The following is a 25264-nucleotide window of genomic DNA, read 5'->3' as shown; positions in this document are numbered from 1 at the left end:
CTGTGAATCTGCGATAAATATTGTAATCTGTATTTATTTTTTATAAAACCTTTTGAATTGAAAATAAGCAATAGCTGAAATAGCTAATACAATTGCTAATGCGTAAGCGTAATAAACTACATTTTGTTCTTCTCCAGAAGCATAAGAATGCAATCCGCTTAAGTGAAAGTTTACTCCAAAATAAGTCATTAAGATACTTGCAAAAGCTAAAACCGACATAAAGTTATAAGCAAACAATCCGCGTAAAGCTGGTACAAAACGTGCATGAATTACAAAAGCATAAACCATGATACTAATTAAAGCCCAAGTTTCTTTTGGATCCCAACCCCAATAACGACCCCAACTTTCGTTAGCCCATTGTCCTCCAAGGAAGTTACCAATGGTCAGCATAACTAATCCAACCGTTAATGCCATTTCATTGATATAGGTAATTTCTTTAATGCTTAATTCAATTTTCTTTTTGTTGTTCTTATTTGTGAAAATCATTAAGAATAAAGCAACTAAACCTAATATCATTCCTAACGTAAATGGTCCGTAACTCGCTACAATAACTGCAACGTGAATCATTAACCAATATGAATTTAATACAGGTTGTAAGTTGGCAATACTTGGATCCATCCAATTCCAATGTGCAACCATTAAAATAATTGACGCAACAAAAGTTGTAGATGCAACAGTTAATTCTGATTTTCTTCCGAAAGCTAAACCGAAAAACATGGTTGCCCAACCTACATAAATCATACTTTCATAAGCATCAGACCAAGGAGCGTGTCCAGAAATATACCAACGAGCAATTAATCCAACTAAGTGTAAAAGAAATAATAAAATAATTATTCCGTGAAATACTTTTATTGCAACATTAACCCATTTCTTATCACTAAATATTTTAACGATAACAAAAACAAACATTAATACTCCAGCATACATATACCAAGAGAATAACTTCTTGAAAATATCGTATTTATTGTATAAAATCTCTGTATTTATTTTATCTTCAGAAAGCATTACTTTACCACCAAATTTCTTTTGGTAATTTGACAACCCTTTTAATAAACTTTCTGCATTTTTATAATTTTTAGATTGGGTGGCTTTACCTGCTTCACTAAAGTAAAATGGAATGATATTTTTTACAGTATCCAAATTTGTGTTAGTAGCATGACTCAATTCTAAATAAGAAGCCCATTTATTATTTTTATCGTTTGGAATTGGGAAAACTTTCAAAATTTGCCCGCTAATAGCCGAATATAATAAGTTTACTTTCTTATCTGCATCGATAAAATCTTTTTGAAACTGATTTGGAATTGCTTCTTTATAAGCATCTTCTGCTTGTTTTGTTAATTTATAATTTCCAAATTCATCAAAAAAGCTTATAAGCGGCGCATATTTTACATCTTTATCTACACCAATAATTTTACGAATACTATCGTTTCCTCTTTTTAAATATATGATTGGGATTTGATACCAAAACTCTGGAAAATGATTCATTGAAATTAACACCTGATCGGATGTCATACCTTCAAACGTATCATTTTTAGAAACTTTACGAAGTAATTCAGAAGAAAACGTATTTACCGGTTTCATTCTTCCGCTGATATCTTGAATAACTAAACGACCAAATTGTTCCGCATGTTCTTTCGAAACTACAAACTTCTTAATTTGTTTTAAAGATTGTTCAGCGGTTGGCATCGCAGGCTTTTCAATACGCTCTGAATGAGCATCATGATTATGTCCCGCATGATTATCTTGTGCAAAACCAAATAATCCGAAGAAAAACAACAATGCAGTTAACGCTTGTTTTTTCGCACGAATTTTATCTAATTTCTTTTTCAAATCATTAAAACGAGTGTTTTTATCAAATAAAATAGCCATTAAGCCAAAGTATAATAAGAAATATCCAATGTAAGTAATCCAAGTTCCCCAAAAATCGTGATTTACAGAAAGAACAGTACCTTTTTCATCTGGATCAAAACTAGCTTGAAAGAAACGGTATTCTCTATAATCTAGAATATTATTCATAAAAACACTATCCTTAAATGTTTTCGATTTCTGTTTATCTTGAATTTCTAACTTACTTTTATAAGCAGAATAACTTTTTTCTGTACCAGGGAATTTATCTGCAATAAAATCTTCTAATTTAATTGAGAAAGGTAATTCATGAACTTTACTTCCGTACATTAAAGTAAAATCTAATTTACCCAATTTGAAGCTTTTTGGTTCGCCTTGTTTTCCTTTTGAACCTAATAAGGTTACAATTTCTTCTTTCCCTTGTGAAGTTACTTTTACCACAATTGCATCATCTGTCTTTTTGTCTTTATAATCGTTATTCGATTTTAAAACAATTTCTCCTTTTTGCGCTAATTCTGGAAATACAAACTGACTTCCACCGGCATTATACAATGAACGGAACATTAACGGACTTGCTTGATCTTTAGAAACAGTTCCTTGAAATTTATCAGCCATTCGCATGAAATTACCATCAAAAGGCATTTGTATAGTATACGCTTCAGAAATTTTAGAAATATTTACAGCACCTTGCGTAAACTTATTAAACGCAAATAAAATATTATTGATGTTTTTTAATTCTCCTTCTTTTAAATAATGTTCTTTTCTGCTTCCAGCACTTGCTTCAACTAATTTAATGTACAAATCTCCATTTTTAGATGGTACAAATGTATTGGAAGCATTCATGATAAATTGTTGCAATTCAATTTCGAATGGCGTTTCATTAAATTTATCTGAATAATTAAAAGAATTATTTGTTGCTTGAGACAACAACATTTGTTTTTCAATTCTTTTTCGACTCATTTCACCATTGTATTCACCATCTACTAAAGCTGTGAAATGTGGCATGTCTGAATAAAAAATATTTGAAGATTCGCCTTCACGAATAGGCATTAATCCTTCATAACTGATATATCTGGTTACAAATGCTCCAATAATGATAAAAATGAACGACAAGTGTAATAACAAGGTTGCCCATTTTTCTTTTTTATACAATTGATATCTTTTGATATTTCCAAAAAAATTTATCACAAATAAAAACATAATAGCTTCAAACCACCATGTATTGTAAATAATAATTCTTGCTGTTTCAGTATTGTAGGCATCTTCAATAAAAGTTCCTGCTGCCATTGCGCCAGCAAAACCAATAAATAAAATCGCCATTAAACGTGTAGAATATAGTCCTGAAAGTATTTTTTGTAACATAAAATGCAGTCTTTTTTTAAAGTAGTGCAAATGTACAGAATAGAAATTAGAATTTAGAAATTACAATTTATAATTTGATGTTAAAACTATTTACGATTTACGATTTGGGATTTACGATTTGGAATTTGAGATTTACGATTTGGAATTTGGTATTTGGGATTTAGATATTGGGATTTATTTTAATAAAGCATTTTTACTTCTTTAATATCAAATAATTGCAAACTGTCGTCTTCCAATTCAATTTGAAGTAATCCGTTTGACAACACTTTTCTGATGATACCCATAAATTTATCGCCGTTTTTATCTTCAAAAGCTGAAGGAATATTTATTTTGAATAAGTTTTCATGATACACTTCCCAAAAATATTCCGACCCTTCATTTTTGTATCGATTAATATTAATCTGAAATTTTTTCAAAAAGGCAATTAATATTTCATCTTTACTCCAATCTTTATGAGTAATGTTTTTAATTGAACTTGCTTGAGGTAAATTAATAAAATTTTCCTGATTCACATTTATGCCAATTCCGATTACCGATAAGATTTCTGAACTACTTTTAAACTGATTTTCAATCAATACGCCACAAATCTTCTTTTTTTCTGACAAAATGTCGTTAGCCCATTTAATACTAATTTCAGGAATTTTTAATTCAGTTAATGTTTGAAAAATTGAAACAGCAACTATCACATTTAAATTAAAAACTTCTTCGAAATTTTGCAGCACATCTTTAATCAAAACGCTGAATGTAAGGTTTTTACCGCTTTCAACTTCCCAATTCGACCCGCGTTGTCCACGACCATTGGTTTGATTTTCTGCCCAAACAACAGTGAAATTTTCAACCGCTTGTTTAGAAGATAATTCTTTTAAATACGAATTTGTTGAATCAATGGCATTGAGTTTGATGATATGCATAAAAGAAATTTTGCTATTACTTGGTTGAAGTTTCAAAAGTAAAAACAAAAAATGATACCTTTGCACAAAACGAAAAAATAATAGATGACAAAAAATATTAGTACTGATGATTTGTTAACCAACATCATCAAAGGGATAGAAGATGTAAAAGGAATAGATGTTGATATTCTAGACTTAAGAGAAATAGACAATAGAGTTTGTGATTATTTTGTAATTTGTAATGGTACCTCAAATACTCAGGTTAATGCTATTGTAAATTCTGTTCAAAAAGTTGTTTCTAAAGAACTTAAAGACAAGCCTTGGCATGTAGAAGGAACAGATAATGGCGAGTGGGTATTGATGGATTATGTGAATATTGTTGTTCATGTATTCCAAAAACACATTAGAGAATATTATAACATCGAAAGCTTGTGGGGTGATGCAAAAATTACTTCACTTGAAAATAAATTTTAAACTAATATGTCAGAAAAAGATAACAAAAACAAACCAGTTATAAAAGTTGTAAAACTTGGACCTTGGTTTTTTCCTTTAGTTGCGATTTCAATAATTTTAATTATAAACTACTTTAATGGTGGTTTTGACATGAATTATCCGCAACCGACTTCAATTTCTAAATTTTATGATTTAACAAACAAAAATCAAATTGAAAAAGTTGATGTTTTAACTTCAAGCGCTGGAAATACTGCGGAAATTACTTTAAAAGCAGCTGTTTACAAAGCAAGTAAAGATGAAAAACTTAAAAATTTGACTAATGAAAAAGGACCACATTATATCGTTAAAGATGTTGGTAGCTTAGAGTTATTTCAAAAAAGATTAGAAGAAGCTAAAGCGAAAAATCTTATTTCTGATTTCGATTTAAAACCTACAAGTAATTGGGGTGAATGGGTTGGATTATTATTACCAACCATTATTTTCATTGGATTCTTCTATTTCATTTCTAAAAGAATGTCAGGTGGCGCAGGTGGTGGCGGACAAATTTTCAGTATTGGAAAATCGAAAGCTAGACTATTTGACGAGAAAAACGACACGAAAGTAACTTTTGAAAATGTTGCTGGGTTAGAAGGTGCAAAAGAAGAAATTCAAGAAATTGTAGAATTCTTAAAAAACCCTGAAAAATATACTGACATTGGAGGTAAAATTCCTAAAGGAGCTTTATTAGTTGGACCTCCAGGAACAGGTAAAACATTACTAGCAAAAGCCGTTGCCGGTGAAGCAAACGTACCTTTCTTTTCTTTATCTGGATCCGATTTCGTAGAAATGTTTGTGGGAGTTGGAGCTTCTCGTGTTAGAGATTTATTCAAACAAGCCAAAGAAAAATCTCCAGCAATCATTTTTATTGATGAAATCGATGCGGTTGGTAGAGCTAGAGGTAAAAACAACATGTCTGGTGGTAATGACGAAAGAGAAAACACCTTAAATCAGTTATTAACTGAAATGGATGGTTTCGGAACAAATACTAATGTTATCGTTTTAGCTGCTACAAATAGAGCCGATGTTTTAGACAAAGCTTTAATGCGTGCCGGACGTTTCGACAGACAAATTTATGTAGATTTACCAGACATTAGAGAACGTAAGGAAATTTTTGAAGTTCACTTAAAACCTATCAAAAAATCTGAAGAATTAGATACTGATTTCTTAGCCAAACAAACACCTGGTTTTTCTGGAGCAGATATTGCTAATGTTTGTAACGAGGCTGCATTAGTTGCTGCTAGAAAAGATAAAAAAGCTGTAGACAAACAAGATTTCTTAGATGCAGTTGATAGAATTGTTGGTGGTTTAGAAAAGAAAAACAAAATCATCACAAAAGAAGAAAAACACGCAATTGCAATTCACGAAGCTGGACACGCTACAGTTAGCTGGATGTTAAAATATGCAGCTCCTTTAGTAAAAGTAACAATTGTTCCTCGTGGACAAAGTTTAGGAGCGGCTTGGTACTTACCAGAAGAGAGACAAATCGTAAGAACAGAACAAATGTTAGACGAAATGTGTGCAACTATGGGTGGTAGAGCAGCAGAAAAAGTAGTTTTCGATAAAATTTCTACAGGAGCATTGAGCGATTTAGAAAAAGTTACAAGACAAGCTAGAGCGATGGTTACAATCTATGGTTTAAATGATAAATTAGGTAACATTACTTATTACGATTCATCAGGACAAACTGATTATAATTTCTCAAAACCATACTCAGAAGAAACCGCTCAAGTTATTGATAAAGAGATTTCTGCAATCATTGAAGAACAATACCAAAGAGCAATTACCATCTTAACTGAAAACAGAGAAAAGTTAGAAAAATTAGCTAGTATTTTAATTGAAAGAGAAGTAATTTTCAAAGACGATTTAGAAGAACTTTTCGGAAAAAGACCTTTCGAAAATATTCATGAAATATTAGAAGAATAAGTTATTAACAACTTTGTGTAAAAAATCTTAGCTTGAAAGTAATTTTAAGTTAAGATTTTTTTATATTTGAATGTTTAGAACTGAAAGATAAAGAGAATGAATATTTTTAAAAAAATATTTGGGAATCAGGACGATGTTGAAGACCAAGACAAAAAAAATCAAAAAAGTCCATATACGCCAGACGTTAACACGCCAATTGACGAGTTGTTTACCATAAATTTCAAAAATAATGGTGGAAAATTCATCTATTGTATAAATATGGCTGAAGTACACGAAAATTTTGAAAATATTCTTGAAGAAAATGATTGGTTTGAAAACGAAGTTCAATGTTTTGATTCTAGATTATTTCATTTTTTAGTTGAAAACAAATTAGAATATCAAAACGTTACCAACCCAACTTTCTTTTTTACTTCATGTGAAAACTTAATTGCTGATGAAGGTTCTATCTTATTTTCATCAAAACAATTAAAACATTATAAAATTGACGAATTACCTGCAAATATTATCGTTTTTGCTTCTACAAGTCAGCTTTCAATGACTAAAGGTGATGGTTTAAGAAACATCAAAAGTAAATACGATAAAGAATACCCAACAAATATAACTGCTATAAAATATTTCGAAAAAACGGGTGAAGAAGATTTTTTACACTATGGAAGTTGTCACAAAAATCTTTATTTAATTTTAATTGAAGATTTATAAATGAGTGAAACGTTAACAAGAGCAATAAGTGGCGCTGTTTATGTAGCATTATTAGTGTTTTGCACACTTTTCTCTACTCTTTCATTTCATATTTTATTCACAGTATTTATGTGTTTGTGCATTTATGAGTTTTCTATAATGACAAATTATAAATACTATTACTTTTTTGCCATGTTTGGCATTTTAATGTCGGTTGGACATTTTTTAAGTAACATTTTACCTGCGCAATTTATTTATGTAGCATTTGGATGTTTGATTTTCAATATTTTATTATTGTTTAACTTGTTCAACAACAAGTCTTTTACCAAATACCATAAAACGTACAGTCATTTATTTTTATACATTACTTTACCTTTTATTTTACTTTTATCTATTCCAAGTTTCATTAAACCCGCTAAATACGAAATTATTTTAGCTATTTTCATCATGATTTGGTGCAATGATACTTTTGCTTATTTAGTAGGTAAATCAATTGGTAAACATAAACTAATGGAGAAAATATCACCAAAGAAAACTATAGAAGGATTTGTAGGTGGTATAGTATTCACCATAATTGCTTCTATAATTATTAGTCAATTTTATACTTTTTTTAACGTAACTTTGTGGATTATTACAGCAATCATAATCACAATATTCGGTACTCTTGGCGATTTAGTTGAATCTAAATTCAAAAGAGAAACAGGAGTAAAAGATAGTGGAAACATAATGCCTGGTCATGGTGGTATTTTAGACCGATTAGACAGTGTAATTTTTGTGATTCCCTTTTTATATATTTTATATTTAATTTATTTTAACTATGCTTAAGTTTCATCCAGAAGGCGGAAAAATTATTTTAATTTCAACTTTAATAACAGTTGCTGGGATTTTTGGTGTTGATTATCTATTACACGATCAGAAAGTATTCCGTATTGTTTTACAATGCATTTTACTTTTTTTCTTAATAATGATTCTTCAATTTTTCAGAAATCCAACCAGAATTGCAGACAATAGCGACAATCATGTTCTAGCTCCTGTTGATGGAAAAGTAGTGGTTATCGAAGAAGTTTTCGAACCAGAATACTTTAAAGACAAACGATTAATGGTATCTATTTTCATGTCGCCAATAAATGTTCACGTAACACGTTATGCGGTTAATGGAATTGTAAAATATAGCAAATATCATCCTGGAAAGTTTTTAGTAGCTTGGCATCCAAAAGCAAGTGAAGAAAACGAAAGAACTACAGTAGTTATTGAAAATAGAGTGTATGGCGAAATTATGTATCGTCAAATTGCAGGTGCTTTAGCGAAAAGAATTATCAATTATGCTGAAGAAGGCATGAGAGTTGTTCAAGGTAAAGATGCTGGATTTATCAAGTTTGGATCAAGAGTAGATTTATACTTCCCTATTGGGACAGAAATCAATGTAAAACTTGGTGATAAAGCCATTGGTAATAAAACAGTAATTAGTAAAAAATAAATGAGCGAATTATCGTTAGATGAAAGATTTAAGGAAGCAATTCGAATCGCAAACGAACAAATTCCTAAAACTTCTGTACCGCAAGATGTACAGTTAGTTCTTTATGCTTATTATAAACAAGCACTTTCAGAAAACATAAGTTACAGTCATCACGGATACGAATCTGATGAACTTATTACAGCTTTTAAACAAAATGCCTGGATGCAAGTTCGTCATTTAAGTGCTGATGAAGCAAAAGAAAAATACATAGAAATAATACATCAAATGTTAAAAGATAGACAGTAATGTTTATCTTTTTTAATTTTGTATCGGTTTAAAATCAATAATAATTTATTAAATGAAAAACAAAATCATATTGTTACTTACAGTAACTACGCTAAGTCTTGTAAGTTGTAAAAAAGAAAAAGAATTAATTGAAGTTACTATTCCAGAACCTGAAAAAGTAGAAACAACTGCAATGGGAAATCCTGCTGATGTAAAAGCAGAAGATGAGGAAGGCGCTTTCCAAATGAAAGGTTTACCATATGCATATAATGCATTAGAGCCTTTTATAGACGCAAAAACTATGGAAACACATTATTCCAAACATCATGTAGGATATTGCAATAAATTAAATGCCGCATTAAAAGGAACCGATTTAGAATCAAAATCTATTGAAGATATTCTTCAAAAATTAGACATGAGTAAAACAGACATCCGTAATAATGCAGGTGGATATTACAATCATAATTTGTTTTTCGAAATTTTAAATGCAAACGGTGGCGATGCAACGGGTGAAGTTTTAGAAGCAATTAATAAAGATTTTGGCTCTTTTGAAGGATTTAAGAAACAATTTACAGAAAGTGCTACCAAACTATTCGGCTCAGGATGGGTTTGGTTAATTGTAGACAAATCAGGTAAATTAGTCATCACAACAACTGCTAATCAAGATAATCCACTAATGTCGAAAGCAGAAGTAAAAGGAACACCTATATTAACCTTAGATGTTTGGGAACACGCTTATTATTTAAAATATCAAAACAAACGTAAAGAATATATTGACGGATTTTTCAATATCATCAATTGGAATAAAGTCAATGAAAAATTCAATTCGGTTTCAACTAAACCAACAGAATAGTATTAAAAAAAATCCCGTCTTATTACAAAAACAAGACGGGATTTTTTATTTGTACTTAAAGTAATTATCTTAATTGGAAACTAGTTTTAGAAACTAAATCACCATTTTTATCAAATACATTTACAAAATACGATCCTGCAGAAATACTCTTAACGGGTAAATCTTCTTGAACTTGAACCGTTTTGTTTTCATATTTAATTGTTTTTTGGAAACTGTAAGGTAAATAAGTACTTCCGAATGTTTCTGTTTTCTTATCCCCTAACACATTGTTTTTACTATCAATTACTTGAACAAAATACGTTCTTTCACCAGTTTTAGCAATTTGATTTTCTGCAATAGTAAAGCTAATTTTTAAAACGTCTGCTCTACTCGCTTTATCCGTATCAATTTGTTTTCCAGAACTTCTTTGTTTAACAGCTAAAGTAGTTAAGTTTAAAACTGATAATTTTTGACCTTTTTCAACTGTTTTAGCTAAGTTTTCGTTTTTAGCCGTTAACGTATCATTTGCCGTTTTTACATTAGATAAAACAACGTTTGTACTATCTAAATTTTTAGTTAAACTCGTATTTTTCTCTTTTAATAAATTATTTTCAGCAATTAAATTATCCATTTCTCTTTTCAACTTCACGTACTCATTCTTGTATTTAGACATTTCCGCAACGTTTCCATCCGATTTTTTAAGTTTTTCTAATAACTCAACAATTTTAGCTTGCTCAGTTTCTAACTCACCTTTTAAAGCAGTATTATCAGCAATCGCAGCATCATATTCAGCAATTTTAGCTTCTAATTCTTTCTGAAATTTTTCTTTTTCAGTCATTGTTTTTGTTAAAGTTGAATCAACTTCTGATTTGTCTTGATTCAATTTATACATGTAAGCTAAACTTCCCATTAAAAGTAACGCTAAAACTACAACAGCAGCTTTTAAACCTGAATTTCGCGGATTAGATTGGTTTAATTCCATTTTTTATGATTTAGGTTAATATTATTACAAATTTAAAATTTTATTTATTTTTATTACTATATAACGCTATGTTTCTTGAAAATATTATATTTGGAATGCTTATAAAACAAGTTATGGAAAAACTGAAAGTATTCAATTCTAAGGATTTAGCAAAGATTACACAACATAGAAGTGGCGAAATAAAGTTCGGAGAAAAGATTTTGACTGTTCCTGCCAATGAAAACTGGAAGGAATTTATTACAAATTGTAATGCAAAATTCGTTTTAATTGGATTACCAGAAGACATCGGTGTAAAAGCAAATATGGGTAGAGTTGGCACTGCTTCAGCTTTTGAAAGTGCTTTAAAAAGTTTAGTAAACTTCCAACACAACAAGTTTTGCAAAGGAAATGAATTAATAGCACTAGGTGAAATTGATTTTTCTAATGAAATGGAAATTTCAAAATCATTGAACCAACAAGACAAAGAAGACCGAAAAAAACTATTCAGTTTAGTTGAAAATATCGACAAAGAAGTTTCTTTTGTTATTAGTGCAATTGTAAAAGCGGGTAAATATCCAATTATTGTTGGCGGCGGACATAATAATGCTTACGGAAACATAAAAGGATTAGCGTTAGCCAAAGGAATGCCTGTTAATGCCATAAATTTTGATGCGCATACCGATTTTAGAATTATGGAAGGTCGTCATAGTGGAAATGGATTTACTTATGCTTTTGAAGAAGGATTTTTAAAACGCTATTTCATCTTTGGACTACATGAAAATTTTGTTTCTAAAAGTGTATTTAATACTTTAAAATCAATTGAGGATAGAGTTAAATATGTAACTTACGAAGAAATTGGAGTTCGAAAAGAAAAAAGTTATACTAATGAAATTACACAATCGTTAAAATTCATTTCTAATACACCTTTTGGTTTAGAATTAGATTTAGACGCCATACCAGGAATTCCTAGTAGCGCCATGACTTTAAGCGGATTTAGTGTAGAAAAAGCGCGTCAATTTGTACATTTAGCTGGAAGCGAAAACAATGCTAGTTATTTCCATATTTGTGAAGGCGCACCCGATTTAGATTCTTCAAACAACAATCATTTAACTGGAAAATTAATAGCAACTTTGATAATTGACTTCATTAAAAGTAAAAAATTTGAAGAAAACTAAGTAGTTAGCAATGATTTAAAAAAAGATTTAATTTTTTGAAAAAAAGTATTGAATTTTAAGATTGAAGTTTTAAATTTGTAAAATCAAGAAAAGAATAAGATTGTAATGAGTGAGTTGTCAAAAGTCATTGATTCTCTTGAAGTAAAATTCTTCAAATTATCAAAAAAATTGGAGAATTTAGAGCAGTTAAACCAAAATTTAACTCGAGAATTGACGGAAATTAAGGCAGCAGCACAAGAAAAAAACGAAAAACTTAGTGTTTTACAACAAGAGTTAGAAAGTTTAAAAATTACAAATTCTCTTCTAGGCAGTGAAGAATATAAAAGAGAAACAAAACTCAAAATAAATTCGTTGATTAGAGAAATCGACTATTGTATAGCTCAACTTTCTGAATAATTATGGCAGAAAAGTTAAAAATAAAAATATCAATTGCAGACAGAGTCTATCCATTAACAGTGGAAACAACTCAAGAAGAAGGTTTAAGAACAGCCTCTAAGAAGATAGATGCAACGATTAAAAAGTTTGAAGAAAGCTATGCAGTAAGAGACAAGCAAGATGTTTTAGCCATGTGTGCTTTACAATTTGCTTCTCAAATAGAACAAACTCAAATAGATAAATCTACAGATTTAGTAGATGCTTTTGATAGATTGAAAAAACTCGACGAAAAAATTGAAAGTTTCCTTTCAAAATAGAATTACGTTCATACAATAAACTAAAGATACTGCCCACATTAGTACATATTTGATAAACTCAACACTAACTATTAAAAGAGTGAATCTGCAATACTAAAGCACGTCCTATTCGTAGGAATCCTTGAACATTGCGCTAGCTCAAATCCTGTTTGAATCGAGTTTATTCAGACCCCTAATGTGGGCTTTTTTTATTAATCTAAACTATATTATGGAACCATTAAGTATAATAATTGGAATCGTCGCCGGAATAGCTTTAGGTTTTGGAATTGCTAAATTTCTAGAAAAAAGCAACGTTTCAAACCTAATCAAAAATGCAAAAAAAGAAGCAGGCTCTATATTAAAAGACGCTAAAGCTGAAGCTGAAACTATTAAAAAAGATAAATTACTTCAAGCAAAAGAGAAATTTTTAGAGCTAAAATCAGAGCACGAGAAAGAAATATTAGCAAAAGACAAAAAAATAGCTGAAGCTGAAAAAAGAACAAGAGATAAAGAATCTCAAATTTCTAATGAATTAGCAAAGAGCAAGAAATCTAACGACGAATTAGAAAACAAAATCAACGATTATAACAACAAAATTGAGCAATTAGACAAAAAATCTCAAGAAGTTGATAAATTACATAAAAGCCAAATTGAACAATTAGAAGTTATTTCTGGATTGTCTGCTGATGAAGCTAAAAATCAATTAGTAGAAAGCTTGAAAGCCGAAGCAAAAACAAATGCTATGGCACACATTCAAGAAACTATTGAAGAGGCTAAAATGACGGCTCAACAAGAAGCTAAAAAGATTATCATCAATACTATTCAACGTGTTGGAACAGAAGAAGCAGTAGAAAACTGTGTTTCTGTATTCAACATTGAATCTGATGATGTAAAAGGTAGAATTATCGGTAGAGAAGGAAGAAACATTAGAGCTATTGAAGCAGCAACTGGTGTTGAAATCATTGTTGACGATACTCCGGAAGCAATCATTTTATCTTGTTTCGATCCAGTAAGAAGAGAAATCGCTCGTTTAGCGTTACATAAATTAGTAACAGACGGACGTATACACCCAGCACGTATTGAAGAAGTTGTTGCGAAAACTCAAAAACAAATCGAAGAAGAAATCATCGAAGTTGGTAAACGTACAGTTATCGATTTAGGAATTCACGGTTTACACCCAGAATTAATTAAAATCGTTGGTAGAATGAAATACCGTTCTTCTTACGGACAAAACTTATTACAACACTCAAGAGAAGTATCTAAATTATGTGGTTTAATGGCTGCAGAATTAGGCTTAAACGTAAAATTAGCTAAAAGAGCTGGTTTATTACACGATATTGGAAAAGTACCAGAAACAGAAAGCGAATTGCCTCACGCAATTTTAGGTATGCAATGGGCTGAGAAATATGGTGAAAAAGAAGAAGTTTGTAATGCTATTGGAGCACACCACGACGAAATTGAAATGAAATCATTAATTTCTCCAATCGTTCAAGTTTGTGATGCTATTTCAGGAGCTAGACCTGGCGCTAGAAGACAAGTTTTAGATTCGTACATTCAACGTTTAAAAGACTTAGAAGAAGTAGCTTACAGCTTCCAAGGCGTTAAAAATGCCTATGCTATTCAAGCTGGTAGAGAATTACGTGTATTAGTGGAAAGTGAAAAAGTTTCTGACGATATGGCTTCTAACTTATCATTTGAAATTTCACACAAAATTCAAACTGAAATGACTTATCCAGGTCAAGTTAAAGTAACTGTAATTAGAGAAACAAGAGCTGTTAATATCGCTAAATAATCTAATAACTATATATTTTAAAGTCCGTGTTGATTCTTCATCACGGACTTTTTTTATGACTAAAACTTAAGGAATGCTACTCGGCAATAAACAATAATAGCCGACAAAATGCGTTAATTATAAATAGTTTCTTTCATTTTTAGGAAACTTTAAACTAAAAAAGGCACGAAATTTGAAGACACTCAATACAACCTAAAAACAAAAAGTGAAAAATAATAAATACCTAAATTCAATTTAATATTAACCTAAATTAATTATTATGAAAAAAGTCATTTTATTAGTAACTGCTTTTATTTCGATATCAGCTTTTTCACAAGAAGAATCAAAAAGTAATAGTGATGCAAAATTTGGTATCAAAGGCGGGTTGAATTATTCAACAGTTACTCAAGGAAAGTTTGAAGATGGTTTAGATCCTAGAACAAGTTTTTATGTAGGATTTATGGGTGAAATACCAATCGCAGAAAAAGTAATCTATATTCAACCTGAAATGATTTATTCACGTCAGGGTTTTGAGAATAATTACACATTTTTAGGCACAAATTATTCTGAGGAATACCAAATTGATTATATCAATTTACCAGTTTTATTAAAATTATATGCCGGAAATACCATTGCATTTGAATTAGGACCTCAATTCGGATTAAAAATTAATGAAAAAGTAGTGAATAATAATTCTGAAATTGAAAGAAATGACATCAATAGTTTTGATACCGCATTAGCCGGTGGATTATCATTAAACTTTGATGAGTTTTTCTTATCTGCTCGTTACACGTATAGTTTTAACGAAATAATAAAAAATTCTGATAGTAAAAATTCGGTATTCCAAATTGGAGGTGGATTTAAATTCTAATCAATAAGAAACAATAAAAAAGTCCGATTTCTATTGAAATCGGACTTTTTTATTTAATTAAAGTAACATTTATACCTTTTCGCAAAGTATTATGAATTTCAGCAATTGTATCAACTTGTTGAATTAGATTTTCAATTTCTGTTTCTGTAAGTCCATTTGCTTTAATATCAACTTTATAATTTATATTTTTAGCGGATTCACCCTCGCCTCCAAATTCACCAGAAACCAAAACATTTACTCCATCTATTACAACATTTCTTTTAGCCGCTTCTCTATAAATATCATTACAAAAACAAGTGGCTAAAGCTAAAAAAAGGAATTCTCCTCCATTTATAGATGAACCGTATCCACTTTCCTTTGGAGAAATTGAAAGTTGTTTTCCGTTATTTTCTGTTTCAACATTCACTTCATGAATTTGAAAACTACTTTTTATTGTTGCCGAAATTTTCATAATAAACTATTGAAATTCAGTAATATAAATTTATAAAAAAATCCCCAATGCATATTGAGGATTTAGATATTATAATTTAAAAGTTTATTTCTTAGATTTTGGCTTTGTTTTATTATTGATGACTTTAATCGCAACGTACATAAAAAGTATAAACGAAAGTAAGCGTAACCCCATAAATACATTTTCACTTTTCATAAAACTTAAAAACTTTAAATCGAAAGGCATCGCTAAAAAAGCTGCTATTATTGCAATAACCAATAACTTCGAATTGGTCATATTTTTGAAAAAATCCAACATATATTCTAATAATTAATTAAAGAATGAATCAACAAATTCTGTTTTATTAAACACTTGTAAATCTTCAATACCTTCTCCAACTCCAATGTATTTAACAGGTATTTGAAACTGATCTGAAATTCCTATTACAACTCCACCTTTAGCAGTTCCGTCTAATTTTGTAACCGCTAAACAAGAAACTTCAGTTGCAGCAGTAAATTGTTTGGCTTGTTCGAAAGCATTTTGCCCTGTAGAACCATCTAATACTAATAATACATCAGATGGTGCATGTTCAACCACTTTTTGCATTACTTTCTTAACTTTAGACAATTCGTTCATCAAACCAATTTTGTTATGTAAACGACCTGCGGTATCAATAATAACAACATCTGCATTTTGTGCTACAGCAGACTGTAACGTATCAAAAGCTACAGAAGCAGGATCACTACCCATTTGTTGCTTAACGATTGGCACACCTACTCTATCTGCCCAAATTTGCAATTGATCAATAGCGGCTGCTCTAAAAGTATCGGCAGCACCTAAAACCACATTATAACCCGCTTTTTTAAATTGAAAAGCTAATTTCCCTATAGTTGTTGTTTTTCCTACTCCATTTACACCAACAACCATTATTACATATGGTTTTGTATTGGTTGGAATAATGAATTCAGAATCATTTGCAGTATTTGTTTCCGATAAAAGCGAACCAATTTCTTCTCTTAAAATCAAGTTTAGTTCATCTGTACCCAAATATTTATCTTGAGCTACTCTTTTCTCTATTCTTTCGATAACTTTTAAAGTAGTATTAACACCTACATCAGAAGAAATAAGCACTTCTTCTAAGTTATCTAAAACTTCATCATCAACTTTTGATTTACCTGCAACCGCTTTAGTTAATTTAGAAAAGAAAGAAGTTTTAGTTTTCTCTAAACCTTTGTCTAAATTTTGTTTGGCTTGTTCACCAATTACAGGTTCCTTTTTTTCAGAAGAAAATATTTTTTTGAAAAAACTCATTTTATAATTTACTAATTAAATGATTTTTATATTAATTGAAGCAAAAGTAAAATAAAAAAAGCTACTTTCAAATGAAAATAGCTTTTTTAGTATCTATATAAGAATAGATTATTTCTTTTTTAAGAACTCATCAACTTCTTCAGGAGCCATTACTGACTCAACGAATGTATAAGCACCAGTCTTAGGCGACTTAACCATCTTGATTGCTTTAGTCAATCTTTTAGAAGCTGTTTGTAAAGTTGCTACGGTTTTCTTTGCCATGACTTATATTATTTAATTTCTTTGTGAACAGTTACTCTTTTCAAGATAGGATTGAATTTTTTGATTTCCATTCTATCTGGTGTGTTTTTTTTGTTTTTAGTCGTGATATAACGAGAAGTTCCTGGCATACCAGACTCCTTGTGCTCAGTGCACTCTAAAATAACCTGAATTCTATTACCTTTTTTTGCCATTTTGATATATATTTTAAATGATTAACAGATTATTTTACAAATCCGTCTGCTTTTGCTTTTTTCAAAACCGCAGCAATACCATTTTTGTTAATTGTTTTTAAAGCAGCTGTAGAAATTTTTAATGTTACCCATCTATCTTCTTCAGCAATGTAAAAACGCTTTTTTACTAAGTTAACAGAGAATTTTCTCTTTGTTTTATTCATAGCATGAGAAACGTTGTTTCCAACCATTGCTCTTTTTCCTGTTAGTTCACAAACTCTTGACATTATTCTAAACTTTTATATCGTTATTCTAAATAAGGGTGCAAAGAAAAGAATTTTTACTTTACTATGCAACTATTTTTTATTAGTTTTTTAAAATTATTTCATTTAGCATTTCAAATGCTTTGCCAACCGCCCTATCTATAACCTTTTCACGAGGTTGACCAAAATTAAATTCTTCAACAAAAACAGTATTCGATGTGGCTAAAGCAATAAAAACCGTTCCGATTTCAGCATCACTGTTTCCTTTTGTTGGACCTGCATTTCCAGTTGTAGCAATTGCAAAATCTGTTTTAAAAATACTTTTACAATTTTCTGCCATTTCTTTAGCTACTTCAGCACTTACTACAGAAAAAGTATCAATTGTATTTTTATCTACTTTAAGCACTTCACATTTGACTTCGTTTGAATAAGCCACAATACTTCCGTTAAAATATCTTGAAGCGCCAGATACAGAAGTAATTTGCTGTGCTATTTTACCACCTGTACAACTTTCTGCAGTGGACAAAGTTAAGCCTTTTTCTGCTAATTTTCTACCAATTACCACTTCAATTGATTCATCTTCATCAAATCCGACAATTATTTCTCCAATTATGGGTTTTAATTTTTCTACTTCATTTAATATTGCTTCGTTTAGAGCTTGTTCATTTTCACCTCTAGCCGTTAAACGTAATCTAACTTTACCCGGACTTGGTAAATATGCTAATTTTATAAAACTTGGTAAATTTAATTCCCAATTTTCAATTTGCTCAGCAATTAAACTTTCTCCTCGACCATACGTCATTAATGTTTTATGCACAATAAATGGTCGATCATATTTTTCAATTAAAAAAGGAACTACTTCGTTATCAACTAAATATTTCATTTCAAAGGGCACACCAGGAAGTGAAATAAAAACGGTATTTTCTTGCTCCATTAACATTCCAGGAGCAGTTCCCACTTTATTAAATAGCACTTTTGCTTTTGAAGGAACCAAAGCTTGTTCAATATTTACTTGAGTAATTGGGCGTTTGTAAAATCCTTCTATCATTTCTTTAACATGACTCAACACTGAATCATTTTGAATTAATTCATCACTGAAATATTCACAAAATGTTTTTTTAGTAATATCATCTTTAGTTGGACCTAAACCGCCAGTAATAACAACAACGTCAAAATTATTTTGAAGTTTGGCTAATGTATTTAATATATGAGTTTTATCATCGGAAATTGACAACATTTCATGAGTTGCGATTCCAATTTTATCTAGAGCTTTTGAAATATAAGATGAATTTGTATCAACAATTTGTCCGATTAAAATTTCATCTCCAATAGTTACTACTGCTGCTTTCATTGTGTTTATTATTTGTGTAAAAATAAGAAAACCACGCCAAAGCGTGGTTAAAGTAAGTATTTATTTTGTGTTTATTATAAATTAAAATCTTTTTTGATTTCTACAACAGCTTCCTCTACTCTATTTCGTAAAGATTTGAAAACGTCTTTAATTTCTTTGCGCTTCCCTTCTTGCTTTGTCCAAGTCATAACCAACATATTGTCATCATAAGCCATATCCATACCTAATAAATCTAATGTTGGTTTAATTTTATGTGCAGAAGCATACGCTCTTGTATAATCTTTCAATTCAATAGCGTCTTTCATCGATTTAATTTCCACAGGAACTTCTTCTAAAAACAAAGAAACTATCTGTAAAGCGAAATCATTATCGTTTTCAGAAATCTCATAAACCTTTGATAAATTGTATTGTAATGCCATCTATTTTACTTGAATTTTAAAAACTTGTTTTCCTTCTAAATATCCTTCTAAAACATCATTTTCTTTAACAGATGCTACACCTTGAGGTGTTCCTGTAAAGATAATATCACCTTTTTTAAGAGTAAAATATTGTGAAACATAAGATACTAATTCATCTATTTTCCACAACATTAGGGAAGTATTACCTTTTTGAGCTACTATATTATTTTTTCGCAATTCAAAATTAATGTTTTCCAAAGAAGAATAATTTTTTTTCGGTAAAAAGTCACCAATAATCGCTGAATGGTCAAAAGCCTTTGCTTTTTCCCAAGGCAAACCTTTTTCTTTTAAAGTAGTTTGTAAATCGCGAGCCGTAAAATCAATACCCAATCCAATTTCATCATAATATTTATGTGCGAATTTTGGACTAACATACTTACCAACTTTACAAATTTTTACTAAAACCTCAACTTCATGTTGAACATCATTACTAAATTCAGGAATAGTAAATGGTGTTTGTTTTGGCAAAATTGCCGTATCTGGTTTCAAAAAAATTACCGGTTCTGATGGACGTTCATTTTCCAATTCTGCAATATGGTCTGCATAATTTCTACCGATACAGATAATTTTCATATTATAATTTTGTATTTAATTTTTTTAATTTAATAGCCGTTAAAACCTTTTTAGTATATAAAGGAAAATCCGCATTTTGAATCCAACCGTAATATCCAGGATCTTTTTCAAAAACATCATCAACCAATTGATTTTTATATTTACCAAAAGTAAACATCTCTTGACCTTTATCATTTAAAGCCACAAAACCAGCAAAATCGACCGCTTTTTTACGAGTTGTAAATTCAGAAAGCTTTTTCATATCATTTTCTAAATCTTCATATCGATCTAATTGCGCTTTCATAATTTCATAAGTTGCCATTGTATCTGCTTCTGCACTATGCGCATTTTCCAGACTTTGACCACAATAAAATTTCAATGCTGCACTTAAAGTTCTTTCTTCTTTTTTATGAAAAATAGTTTGCACATCAATTGATACTCTGTTTTTCATATCAAAATCGACACCTGCGCGTAACATTTCTTCAGCCAATAATGGAATATCAAATCTATCAGAGTTATAACCTGCTAAATCTGCATCTTTTATCATTGCAAAAACTTGTGGTGCTAATTCGGCAAAAGTAGGTTCGTTAGCTACTTTCTCATTAGAAATACCATGAATCGCTGTAGATTGCGGTGGAATTGGAATCGTTGGATTTACCAACCATGTTTTACTTTCTTTATTTCCATTTGGAAATACTTTTAGTACAGAAATTTCAACAATTCTGTCTTTACCTACATCAATTCCTGTCGTTTCTAAATCGAAAAAACAAATTGGTCTTGTTAACTTCAGTTCCATTTTAACATTTTGGCTCACAAAGATATAATTTTGTAACAAAAATTACTATTTCTGTGATATTAATAACAATTTTTAAACCTGAAACTTTTAATTTTAAATCAATAAAAATTGATAATCAAATAATTAGAAAATAAATTATTTTAACTTTTTACTGATTTAATTTTTCGTTGCAAGAAATAAATGATAATTATTTCAGCAATTAGTAGATTAAAAGTCCAACCCAACCAAGCAACAATTCGATAAACGTCCATTGGTAAAGGATGGAACAAAAATACAATTATGTATTTAAACAATCGCAAAGAGATTGCAGAAAGTGTTAAAGCAAAACTTCTTATAGCGAATTTGTTATGATTTTTGATGTCTTTTTTCAAAACATAATATACCGACATAAAAGTAAAACTCATCCATAAAATGGATAATAGCACAAATGATACTTGAGAAATCATTCCACCATTTGCATGATACGACATTATTAATCCACTTGGACCAGAAAGAAACAATATGATTATTGCATATGCCCTTCCCGACCATCGATGTATTTTAATAAATTTTCTTTTGATGGTTTTAGAGAATTGCAAAAACCCTAAAATCATTAAGAAAATACTCGTATACACATGCGTAAAGAAAGCTACTTTATAATAATCTAATGCAATTTCATCTTGTTTGATACGAAGAAAAGCCACATCTGTATTATATGGAATATACTGAAGGGTAATTAATAACAATAAAAAGGAGAAGTAAAAATAACTTCCCCAGATTATATATTTTAAAGATTTAGCAAACATTATCTACCGAAATGATCGTAATATTCTTTTGCATTTTGTTCGTAACGTAATAATAACGCAATATTTTTCTTTTCAATATAGGTTAAATCTTTTGTTACATCAGAATAAACAGGCATGTACCAAGAATGATAATCAAAAAAACTACGTAATGTTTGATCTCTAAAAGCAAATCCATGACGAGCGAAAATTAAATTTCTTAAGACAAACACATCTCCTTTAGATAAGTTTTCCACCAATTCTTTTTTAAGAATTTCTGTAGACGGATTAATATGATAAATGGTATCGGTAGTGGTATAAAATTGTTCGTCATCATACGATTCTTTAATTGGATTACCAACACTATCTTCAGAGTCGTATTCTACTTTTTTAATGGTTGATTTATGAAAATCAACATATCTATCCTCAATTTTTGCATTCGGATCATATTCGAAAATACGTTTCTTTAAACTCAATTTTCTTTTATTGACTTTAATTTGATCCTTTTTAAATGCTTCCCATTTTCCATTTAAAAGAGTATCCTGTTTTTTAATAGTTAATGCAAATTGACCATCTGATTTTTCATTACCTGGCTCTTTTACATTAATACTGAATTCATAAGGTGTTTCAGAAAGTTTTCCTTTAAATTTTTGAATATTTCCACTTACAACAGAATGTCCAGTGATTTCATCTCCTTTGATTTTATCAATAGAAAAAGTAATTTTTTTTCTGTACTCATAATCAATTCCGTAAAAATCTTCATTAATTTCTTCATCTTCATTCACATCATAATCAGAATCATCAATAAATTCACCAACCCAATACCCTAACAAATCGGCTTTTGCCGTAATTGTTAAATTCGAATTAATTGTTGGTTCATCAAATTTGATATTCTCAGCAATTAAAAAATCATTTTTAGCTTCTGTTTTGATAGCATCCTTGCAACTAAACAAAGCTAATGCACTTGCGAAATAGATTATTTTTTTCATAATTTTTTACTAGTTAATTGATTACTTGAAGAATATCAAATAGCGTACCAAATATATTAACTAAAATTAACAAATTTTATTGTATAAAAAAATGCTTGATAATTTATACCAAGCATTTTAAATATTTATGTTTTTGAATATTAGATATCTCTATTAATATCCCAAGCTTCTAAATAATCTGCCACTCGTTTAACGAAACTTCCACCTAAAGCTCCATCTACAACTCTGTGATCGTAAGAGTGAGATAAGAACATTTTCTGACGGATTCCGATGAAGTCACCTTCTGGAGTTTCGATAACCGCAGGTACTTTTCTAATAGCTCCTAAAGCTAAAATACCTACTTGTGGTTGGTTGATAATTGGCGTTCCGAAAACTGAACCAAAAGTACCAACGTTTGTAACAGTATAAGTACCACCTTGAGTATCGTCTGGTTTTAATTTTCCAGCTTTAGCACGATTACCTAAATCGTTTACTGCTTTAGCCATTCCTACTAAGTTTAATTGATCCGCATTTTTAATTACTGGAACAATTAAGTTTCCGTTTGGTAAAGCTGCAGCCATTCCTAAATTAATGTTTTTACGTTTGATGATGAAATCACCTTCAACCGAAATATTCATTCCTGGGAAATCTTTCAATGCTTTAGCAACTGCTTCCATGAAGATTGGTGTGAACGTTAATTTTTCACCTTCTCTCTTCTCGAATACATTTTTAACTTTATCTCTCCATTTTACAATGTTAGTAACGTCTACTTCAATAAACGACTGAACGTGAGCCGAAGTTTGAACCGATTCTACCATGTATTTAGAAATCAGCTTACGCATTCTGTCCATTTCAACCATTTCGTCACCACCATTTAAAGATGGAGCTACTTTTGGAGTTTCAACTGGAGTTGAAGCTACTGGTTGAGCAGCAACAGGTTGTGGTGTACTTACAACAGCACCTGATTTTCTAGTTTCAATATATTTTAAAATATCTTCTTTATTAACACGACCGTCTTTACCAGAACCCGCAATTGATTCTAATTCAGCTAATGAAATTCCTTCTTCTTTAGCGATGTTTTTCACTAATGGAGAAAAGAATTTTTCTGAAGTTGAAAAGTCTGGAGCTGCAACTGCTTCTTTAGCTACCTCAACCGCTTTTGCTACCTCAGCAACAGCTGGAGTTTCAACTTTTGCAGCCGCTGGAGCTGCTTCTACTGCACCACCTTCTGTTTCAATGATTGCAATTGTTTGTCCAACTTGAACAACATCATCAACATTAAACAAAATCTCAACTAAAGTTCCAGAAACTTCTGATGGCACTTCACTATCAACCTTGTCTGTTGCAATTTCTAAAACTGCTTCATCCATTTCAATAGTTTCTCCAACTTTTTTTAACCAATTTGTAATGGTTGCTTCCGCAACACTTTCTCCCATTTTTGGAAGTTTTAATTCAAATCTTGCCATATTATTATAGTAATGTTGTCTTCTTATCTTTGGAATGCAAAATTAATAAATATTTTCATGTTTTATCACGAAATCATCAAAAAATCATTTTTTTATAACTTCACCTCTATCGTTTGCATTATTGCTACCAATTAGGTAATTTGATTGCGAAATATAGTTCTTAAAAGTAATATTCTTTGATTTATTATTTTCCATAAATTCTATAATTTCTTTAAAAGAAAAAGAATTCGTATCAAAAATCACTTCAATATTAATATTTTTATTCGACTCAAATTGCTTAAATTCAGTTAAATATTCAACTGGTTTATTCAAATTTAAATCTAAATTATCTTTAGAAAAAATCACATATTTTTCAATCTTTCTAACTGTATTTTTCTGTTGTTTTTGCTTGAAAATAGTAAATACGAAGCTTCCAACTTGCATCATAACATCAAAAACTACTGATTTTTTGAAATGTTTTTTATAGAAAAACTGCATCGCTTCTCGAAAACGCTTTAAGTATTTCTCATCTCGAACCGTACTTTCACCTTTATAATGAATTACCGAAGTTTCATGAAAATAGTAATTGTTTTTTCCTAATTTCTGAATCATAAAACTCAAATCGATATCATCCGAATACATGAAACAATTTTCATCAAAACCGCCTACTTGCAGATACAAATCGCGTTTCATAACCATAAAAGCGCCGACCAAAATATCCACTTTTCCCGATTGATTTTCTGTTAAATGTTGCGCATAATATTTCCCGAAAAAATTAGAAAATTTATACAAACCGAAAATTTTGGTAAAAGCTACCCAAGGTGTTGGAACGCCACGTTTACTTTCAGGAAGAAAATTTCCTGTTCCATCGATTAATTTACAACCGATGATTCCAATTTGGGAAGAGATTGCTTCGTACCTCGCAATGACTTTTGAAAAAGTATCTTCTGCAACTACAGTATCTGGATTTAAAATACAAATGTATTCGCCTTTTGCTTCTGCAACTGCAATATTATTTCCTTTTGGAAAGCCTACATTTTCCTTGTTTTCAATTAGCTTGATATTAGGAAACAACTGCTTCATCATCTCACAACTATCATCCGAAGAATTATTATCAACCACGATAATTTCAGCATCAAGGTTTACTAGCGCTTTTTGAACACTAAGTACACATTGCTCTAAAAAATAACGAACGTTATAATTAAGGATGATTACGGATAGTTGCATATAAATTAATGTGTCAATTATCGATTAGTCGATTAGACAATTGATTGATACGTCAAAGT

29 protein-coding genes are annotated in these 25264 nt (G+C 30.2%); 12 read left to right on the top strand and 17 right to left on the bottom strand.

Translation table 11 applies throughout. The features are described from left to right. Positions 1–33 precede the first annotated feature (33 nt). A complete protein-coding gene (ccsA, locus tag BMY86_RS06750; RefSeq protein ID WP_091466776.1) occupies positions 34–3207 on the bottom strand; it encodes a cytochrome c biogenesis protein CcsA in 3174 nt (1057 codons plus the stop codon). Positions 3208–3386: 179 nt separating this feature from the next. Further along, the gene (locus BMY86_RS06745; protein WP_091466773.1) at positions 3387–4118 is read right to left on the bottom strand and encodes a biotin--[acetyl-CoA-carboxylase] ligase; all 732 of its coding nucleotides are present in this window, start codon (positions 4116–4118) and stop codon (positions 3387–3389) included. 84 nt (positions 4119–4202) lie between these two features. Here BMY86_RS06745 and rsfS point away from each other — a divergent pair, with 84 nt between their 5' ends. From rsfS to BMY86_RS06710, 7 genes are all read left to right on the top strand, one after another. Continuing rightward, on the top strand, positions 4203–4571 hold the full coding sequence (gene rsfS, locus BMY86_RS06740; RefSeq protein WP_091466770.1) for a ribosome silencing factor: 369 nt from the start codon (positions 4203–4205) through the stop codon (positions 4569–4571). Positions 4572–4577: 6 nt separating this feature from the next. Next, positions 4578–6512: an ATP-dependent zinc metalloprotease FtsH gene (gene ftsH / locus BMY86_RS06735; RefSeq protein WP_091466767.1), complete on the top strand. Its 1935-nt coding sequence runs from the start codon at positions 4578–4580 to the stop codon at positions 6510–6512. A 96-nt stretch (positions 6513–6608) separates the two neighbouring features. Continuing rightward, positions 6609–7211: a lactate utilization protein B/C gene (locus BMY86_RS06730; RefSeq protein ID WP_091466764.1), complete on the top strand. Its 603-nt coding sequence runs from the start codon at positions 6609–6611 to the stop codon at positions 7209–7211. Beyond that, complete coding sequence (locus tag BMY86_RS06725) at positions 7212–8015, top strand: phosphatidate cytidylyltransferase (protein ID WP_091466761.1); 804 nt, start codon at positions 7212–7214, stop codon at positions 8013–8015. Next, positions 8008–8667, top strand: a complete 660-nt coding sequence (locus tag BMY86_RS06720) for a phosphatidylserine decarboxylase family protein (RefSeq protein ID WP_091466759.1) — start codon at positions 8008–8010, stop codon at positions 8665–8667. The genes BMY86_RS06725 and BMY86_RS06720 overlap by 8 nt, the downstream gene beginning before the upstream one ends. Then, positions 8668–8952, top strand: a complete 285-nt coding sequence (locus BMY86_RS06715; RefSeq protein WP_091466755.1) for an acyl-CoA-binding protein — start codon at positions 8668–8670, stop codon at positions 8950–8952. It begins immediately after the preceding gene. A 52-nt stretch (positions 8953–9004) separates the two neighbouring features. Further along, positions 9005–9784, top strand: a complete 780-nt coding sequence (locus BMY86_RS06710; RefSeq protein ID WP_091466753.1) for a superoxide dismutase — start codon at positions 9005–9007, stop codon at positions 9782–9784. A 64-nt stretch (positions 9785–9848) separates the two neighbouring features. On the opposite strand, the gene BMY86_RS06705 is transcribed toward BMY86_RS06710, so the two are convergent. Beyond that, a complete protein-coding gene (locus BMY86_RS06705) occupies positions 9849–10745 on the bottom strand; it encodes a hypothetical protein (RefSeq protein WP_091466750.1) in 897 nt (298 codons plus the stop codon). Between the two features lie 113 nt (positions 10746–10858). On the opposite strand from BMY86_RS06705, the gene BMY86_RS06700 reads away from it, so the two are divergent. The 5 genes from BMY86_RS06700 (at position 10859) to BMY86_RS06675 (ending at position 15212) form a co-directional block, all read left to right on the top strand. After that, positions 10859–11899, top strand: a complete 1041-nt coding sequence (locus BMY86_RS06700) for a formimidoylglutamase (RefSeq protein WP_091466747.1) — start codon at positions 10859–10861, stop codon at positions 11897–11899. Positions 11900–12004: 105 nt separating this feature from the next. Continuing rightward, positions 12005–12295, top strand: a complete 291-nt coding sequence (locus tag BMY86_RS06695; protein ID WP_091466745.1) for a hypothetical protein — start codon at positions 12005–12007, stop codon at positions 12293–12295. 2 nt (positions 12296–12297) lie between these two features. Continuing rightward, positions 12298–12591, top strand: a complete 294-nt coding sequence (locus BMY86_RS06690) for a cell division protein ZapA (protein ID WP_091466743.1) — start codon at positions 12298–12300, stop codon at positions 12589–12591. Between the two features lie 208 nt (positions 12592–12799). Then, positions 12800–14362 (top strand): ribonuclease Y, encoded by a 1563-nt coding sequence (gene rny / locus BMY86_RS06680; RefSeq protein WP_091466895.1) that lies wholly within the window; start codon positions 12800–12802, stop codon positions 14360–14362. A gap of 259 nt (positions 14363–14621) precedes the next feature. Continuing rightward, a complete protein-coding gene (locus BMY86_RS06675; RefSeq protein ID WP_091466741.1) occupies positions 14622–15212 on the top strand; it encodes a porin family protein in 591 nt (196 codons plus the stop codon). A gap of 49 nt (positions 15213–15261) precedes the next feature. Here BMY86_RS06675 and BMY86_RS06670 read toward each other — a convergent pair whose 3' ends face one another. From BMY86_RS06670 to BMY86_RS06605, 14 genes are all read right to left on the bottom strand, one after another. After that, on the bottom strand, positions 15262–15663 hold the full coding sequence (locus BMY86_RS06670; RefSeq protein ID WP_091466739.1) for an OsmC family protein: 402 nt from the start codon (positions 15661–15663) through the stop codon (positions 15262–15264). 84 nt (positions 15664–15747) lie between these two features. Then, complete coding sequence (locus tag BMY86_RS06665) at positions 15748–15939, bottom strand: hypothetical protein (protein ID WP_143065616.1); 192 nt, start codon at positions 15937–15939, stop codon at positions 15748–15750. A 33-nt stretch (positions 15940–15972) separates the two neighbouring features. Next, complete coding sequence (ftsY, locus tag BMY86_RS06660) at positions 15973–16953, bottom strand: signal recognition particle-docking protein FtsY (protein WP_091466735.1); 981 nt, start codon at positions 16951–16953, stop codon at positions 15973–15975. Positions 16954–17061: 108 nt separating this feature from the next. Then, entirely contained in the window at positions 17062–17214 is a 153-nt protein-coding gene (locus tag BMY86_RS06655) for a DUF4295 domain-containing protein (protein ID WP_091466733.1), read from the bottom strand. A gap of 8 nt (positions 17215–17222) precedes the next feature. After that, a complete protein-coding gene (gene rpmG, locus BMY86_RS06650; protein ID WP_091466730.1) occupies positions 17223–17405 on the bottom strand; it encodes a 50S ribosomal protein L33 in 183 nt (60 codons plus the stop codon). Between the two features lie 29 nt (positions 17406–17434). Then, positions 17435–17671: a 50S ribosomal protein L28 gene (gene rpmB, locus BMY86_RS06645; protein ID WP_091466727.1), complete on the bottom strand. Its 237-nt coding sequence runs from the start codon at positions 17669–17671 to the stop codon at positions 17435–17437. Positions 17672–17750: 79 nt separating this feature from the next. Continuing rightward, positions 17751–18998: a CinA family nicotinamide mononucleotide deamidase-related protein gene (locus BMY86_RS06640; RefSeq protein WP_091466725.1), complete on the bottom strand. Its 1248-nt coding sequence runs from the start codon at positions 18996–18998 to the stop codon at positions 17751–17753. A gap of 74 nt (positions 18999–19072) precedes the next feature. Continuing rightward, a complete protein-coding gene (locus BMY86_RS06635) occupies positions 19073–19417 on the bottom strand; it encodes an Hpt domain-containing protein (protein WP_091466723.1) in 345 nt (114 codons plus the stop codon). After that, positions 19418–20029, bottom strand: coding sequence for a fumarylacetoacetate hydrolase family protein (locus BMY86_RS06630; RefSeq protein WP_091466720.1), 612 nt, complete (start codon positions 20027–20029; stop codon positions 19418–19420). It abuts the gene before it with no gap. Between the two features lies 1 nt (position 20030). Beyond that, a complete protein-coding gene (locus BMY86_RS06625; protein WP_091466717.1) occupies positions 20031–20804 on the bottom strand; it encodes a 3'-5' exonuclease in 774 nt (257 codons plus the stop codon). 140 nt (positions 20805–20944) lie between these two features. Next, positions 20945–21589, bottom strand: a complete 645-nt coding sequence (locus BMY86_RS06620; protein ID WP_091466714.1) for a DUF2306 domain-containing protein — start codon at positions 21587–21589, stop codon at positions 20945–20947. Continuing rightward, a complete protein-coding gene (locus BMY86_RS06615; protein ID WP_091466711.1) occupies positions 21589–22554 on the bottom strand; it encodes a YARHG domain-containing protein in 966 nt (321 codons plus the stop codon). The genes BMY86_RS06620 and BMY86_RS06615 overlap by 1 nt, the downstream gene beginning before the upstream one ends. Positions 22555–22694: 140 nt before the next feature. Next, the gene (locus tag BMY86_RS06610; RefSeq protein ID WP_091466708.1) at positions 22695–23999 is read right to left on the bottom strand and encodes a dihydrolipoamide acetyltransferase family protein; all 1305 of its coding nucleotides are present in this window, start codon (positions 23997–23999) and stop codon (positions 22695–22697) included. An 84-nt stretch (positions 24000–24083) separates the two neighbouring features. Next, positions 24084–25205 carry a glycosyltransferase family 2 protein gene (locus tag BMY86_RS06605; protein ID WP_091466706.1) on the bottom strand — a complete coding sequence of 374 codons (1122 nt, stop codon included), beginning with the start codon at positions 25203–25205 and terminating at the stop codon, positions 24084–24086. Positions 25206–25264: the final 59 nt, after the last annotated feature.

It is taken from the genome of Flavobacterium urocaniciphilum, assembly GCF_900110615.1.
Lineage (GTDB): Bacteria > Bacteroidota > Bacteroidia > Flavobacteriales > Flavobacteriaceae > Flavobacterium > Flavobacterium urocaniciphilum.
Note: the sequence above shows the minus strand (reverse complement) of the source record. Positions and strands in the feature narration are given on the sequence as shown.

Coding starts and splice junctions, on each gene's coding strand:
- ccsA (WP_091466776.1), bottom strand. CDS start 3,207: ATGTTACAAAAAATACTTTCAGGACTATATTCTACACGTTTAATGGCG.
- BMY86_RS06745 (WP_091466773.1), bottom strand. CDS start 4,118: ATGCATATCATCAAACTCAATGCCATTGATTCAACAAATTCGTATTTA.
- rsfS (WP_091466770.1), top strand. CDS start 4,203: ATGACAAAAAATATTAGTACTGATGATTTGTTAACCAACATCATCAAA.
- ftsH (WP_091466767.1), top strand. CDS start 4,578: ATGTCAGAAAAAGATAACAAAAACAAACCAGTTATAAAAGTTGTAAAA.
- BMY86_RS06730 (WP_091466764.1), top strand. CDS start 6,609: ATGAATATTTTTAAAAAAATATTTGGGAATCAGGACGATGTTGAAGAC.
- BMY86_RS06725 (WP_091466761.1), top strand. CDS start 7,212: ATGAGTGAAACGTTAACAAGAGCAATAAGTGGCGCTGTTTATGTAGCA.
- BMY86_RS06720 (WP_091466759.1), top strand. CDS start 8,008: ATGCTTAAGTTTCATCCAGAAGGCGGAAAAATTATTTTAATTTCAACT.
- BMY86_RS06715 (WP_091466755.1), top strand. CDS start 8,668: ATGAGCGAATTATCGTTAGATGAAAGATTTAAGGAAGCAATTCGAATC.
- BMY86_RS06710 (WP_091466753.1), top strand. CDS start 9,005: ATGAAAAACAAAATCATATTGTTACTTACAGTAACTACGCTAAGTCTT.
- BMY86_RS06705 (WP_091466750.1), bottom strand. CDS start 10,745: ATGGAATTAAACCAATCTAATCCGCGAAATTCAGGTTTAAAAGCTGCT.
- BMY86_RS06700 (WP_091466747.1), top strand. CDS start 10,859: ATGGAAAAACTGAAAGTATTCAATTCTAAGGATTTAGCAAAGATTACA.
- BMY86_RS06695 (WP_091466745.1), top strand. CDS start 12,005: ATGAGTGAGTTGTCAAAAGTCATTGATTCTCTTGAAGTAAAATTCTTC.
- BMY86_RS06690 (WP_091466743.1), top strand. CDS start 12,298: ATGGCAGAAAAGTTAAAAATAAAAATATCAATTGCAGACAGAGTCTAT.
- rny (WP_091466895.1), top strand. CDS start 12,800: ATGGAACCATTAAGTATAATAATTGGAATCGTCGCCGGAATAGCTTTA.
- BMY86_RS06675 (WP_091466741.1), top strand. CDS start 14,622: ATGAAAAAAGTCATTTTATTAGTAACTGCTTTTATTTCGATATCAGCT.
- BMY86_RS06670 (WP_091466739.1), bottom strand. CDS start 15,663: ATGAAAATTTCGGCAACAATAAAAAGTAGTTTTCAAATTCATGAAGTG.
- BMY86_RS06665 (WP_143065616.1), bottom strand. CDS start 15,939: ATGACCAATTCGAAGTTATTGGTTATTGCAATAATAGCAGCTTTTTTA.
- ftsY (WP_091466735.1), bottom strand. CDS start 16,953: ATGAGTTTTTTCAAAAAAATATTTTCTTCTGAAAAAAAGGAACCTGTA.
- BMY86_RS06655 (WP_091466733.1), bottom strand. CDS start 17,214: ATGGCAAAGAAAACCGTAGCAACTTTACAAACAGCTTCTAAAAGATTG.
- rpmG (WP_091466730.1), bottom strand. CDS start 17,405: ATGGCAAAAAAAGGTAATAGAATTCAGGTTATTTTAGAGTGCACTGAG.
- rpmB (WP_091466727.1), bottom strand. CDS start 17,671: ATGTCAAGAGTTTGTGAACTAACAGGAAAAAGAGCAATGGTTGGAAAC.
- BMY86_RS06640 (WP_091466725.1), bottom strand. CDS start 18,998: ATGAAAGCAGCAGTAGTAACTATTGGAGATGAAATTTTAATCGGACAA.
- BMY86_RS06635 (WP_091466723.1), bottom strand. CDS start 19,417: ATGGCATTACAATACAATTTATCAAAGGTTTATGAGATTTCTGAAAAC.
- BMY86_RS06630 (WP_091466720.1), bottom strand. CDS start 20,029: ATGAAAATTATCTGTATCGGTAGAAATTATGCAGACCATATTGCAGAA.
- BMY86_RS06625 (WP_091466717.1), bottom strand. CDS start 20,804: ATGGAACTGAAGTTAACAAGACCAATTTGTTTTTTCGATTTAGAAACG.
- BMY86_RS06620 (WP_091466714.1), bottom strand. CDS start 21,589: ATGTTTGCTAAATCTTTAAAATATATAATCTGGGGAAGTTATTTTTAC.
- BMY86_RS06615 (WP_091466711.1), bottom strand. CDS start 22,554: ATGAAAAAAATAATCTATTTCGCAAGTGCATTAGCTTTGTTTAGTTGC.
- BMY86_RS06610 (WP_091466708.1), bottom strand. CDS start 23,999: ATGGCAAGATTTGAATTAAAACTTCCAAAAATGGGAGAAAGTGTTGCG.
- BMY86_RS06605 (WP_091466706.1), bottom strand. CDS start 25,205: ATGCAACTATCCGTAATCATCCTTAATTATAACGTTCGTTATTTTTTA.